The sequence below is a fragment of the Massilia sp. CT11-108 genome (assembly GCF_047302915.1).
Lineage (GTDB): Bacteria > Pseudomonadota > Gammaproteobacteria > Burkholderiales > Burkholderiaceae_D > Telluria > Telluria orientalis.
In genome coordinates, this window is the sequence record NZ_JBKYMO010000845.1 from 1 (window position 1) to 1,551 (window position 1,551).

2 protein-coding genes are annotated in these 1,551 nt (G+C 66.2%); both read left to right on the forward strand.

The window, feature by feature from the left end; translation table 11 throughout:
- Positions 1 to 286: 286 nt before the first annotated feature.
- A complete protein-coding gene (locus tag ACEN88_RS31320; protein ID WP_413346009.1) occupies positions 287 to 1,087 on the forward strand; it encodes a competence/damage-inducible protein A in 801 nt (266 codons plus the stop codon).
- Positions 1,088 to 1,315: 228 nt separating this feature from the next.
- Positions 1,316 to 1,551, forward strand: a 236-nt coding sequence (locus ACEN88_RS31325; RefSeq protein ID WP_413346011.1) for a hypothetical protein, incomplete at its 3' end; no start/stop codon positions are given.

Consider the following 1,551-nt stretch of genomic DNA (forward strand, 5'->3'; position numbering starts at 1 on the left):
GCTGGGTGGCGACCGGCGGCGGTGCGGCCGGATCGTCCGGGCCGCCGCAACCGGCAAGCAAAAGGGCCAGCGCGCACGCGCCGGCGACATGTCGTCCTGATGGAATCATCGTTCATTCTGTTCGGCGCCGCGCAGCCCGCGGCCGGCGCGCCGATTCTAGGAGGGGAGCCGTGTAGCGTCTTGGGGGCCTTTGTCACGAGTTTGTCCGCAAATGTCACACACGGTACGCGGCCACGGCGCGGCAGGCTCCGGCGCACTATGGCACACTGGACGCATGGAGGACTGCATGTCATTCGGCCTCATCATCATCGGCGACGAGATCCTGTCCGGGAAACGCCGCGACCAGCACTTGCCCAAGGTGATCGAACTCCTGCGCGAGCGCGGCTTGCGCCTGGCGTGGGTCGAGATCGTCGGCGACGAACCGGAGCGCATCACGGCCCTGCTGCGGCGCACGTTTGCGAGTGCCGACATCGTGTTTTCCTGCGGCGGCATCGGCGCCACGCCGGACGACCACACGCGCCAGTGCGCGGCGGCGGCGCTGGGCGTGCCGCTCGCACTGCATCCGCAAGGACGCGCGCTGATCGAGGAGCGCATCCGCGAGACCGCGGGTCCGGACGCCGACCTGGAAGCGCCGGAGAACCTGCAACGCCTCAGGATGGCGGAATTCCCCGCGGGCGCGAGCCTGATCCCGAATCCGTACAACCGCATCCCCGGCTTCACGCTGGCGCAGCACCACTTCGTGCCCGGTTTTCCCGTGATGGCGTGGCCGATGATCGCGTGGGTGCTCGATACGCTGTATGCGGACCAATTCCACCGCGAGGCGCGGCTCGAAAAGTCGTTGCTGGTGGTCGAGGCGGCGGAGGCGGCGCTGACGCCGCTGATGGAAGCGCTGGAAGCGCGTTACCCCGAAGTGCGCGTGTTCAGCCTGCCCAGCGTGGGCGATGCGCACACGCGGCGCCATATCGAATTGGGCGTAAAAGGCGATCCCGGCCAGGTCGAAGCGGCCTGGACCGACATGTGCGTGGAACTGGAAAGAATGGGTGCGGAAGTGCAACCGTTGCGGGCGGTGGACAGCCGTTCGAACTGAGCCGTTGTTTTTTTGCGAAAATGTCAGGACGACGTCAAAAAACTGCGTGAGCGGTTCCTGCATGTCACATTGATGTGGTGGAATGATGTCTGTGAGCAGAGGCGATCCGGAGTGAGGTCGCCGTAGCTTTGTGAACTTTTACGACCTGGATCACTCGAACCGACCAGCAGCAGGATGGCGAGCAGGTTGACGGGATTTGCAGGCGTGTTTCAAACCGGTTGAGCCATCATGGATAGTATTCGCCGTCAACGACGGCCCCGTTTCTTCTCCCGCGCGCTGCGCCGCATTCTTGGCCAGGCTGCGCCGGGCCAGCCTGCCTTGGCCGGCATTCCCGCCGTGGCAGCCGAGCAGGATCTCCCTGTCCGCAACATCCCCTCGCGCCAGGAGCCGAGTTTCGACTCCAGCCTCGAGCCCGCCGTCGAACCCGGCGGGGCCGGAGCGGACACGCCGCCCGAGCCGCCGCC

Bases quoted from the DNA above. Each gene is read 5' to 3' on its own strand.
- ACEN88_RS31320 (WP_413346009.1), top strand. From the start codon at position 287: ATGTCATTCGGCCTCATCATCATCGGCGACGAGATCCTGTCCGGGAAA.